Source organism: Flavobacterium polysaccharolyticum, from assembly GCF_038739875.1.
Taxonomy (GTDB): domain Bacteria; phylum Bacteroidota; class Bacteroidia; order Flavobacteriales; family Flavobacteriaceae; genus Flavobacterium; species Flavobacterium polysaccharolyticum.
Genome location: NZ_JBCGDP010000118.1, coordinates 1 through 236, shown reverse-complemented (window position 1 = coordinate 236; position 236 = coordinate 1). Strand labels below are relative to the sequence as shown.

General features: G+C 47.9%; 1 protein-coding gene. It reads right to left on the bottom strand.

From position 1 onward, the window contains the following. Positions 1 to 236: Ig-like domain-containing protein (locus WFZ86_RS20320; RefSeq protein WP_342693640.1), on the bottom strand; the 236-nt coding region annotated here is incomplete at both ends.

The window sequence follows — 236 nt, the reverse complement described above, 5'->3', positions numbered from 1 at the left end:
ATCCCCGTCAACATCACTGTCCCCTGTTAATGGGGTCAAAGTAACCGTACCTTCTTCCGCAACGGTATAAGTGTCATCTACTGCTACTGGGGCATCGTTTACTGGGGTTACTGTAATTAATGCATTGCCAGTAGCTGTTCCTCCATTTCCATCGGTGATCACATAAGGAATGCTTACTGGGGTCGTGGAATTGAAGTTCGCTGCTGGGGTGAAAGTAATCACTCCTGCTGCGGTAA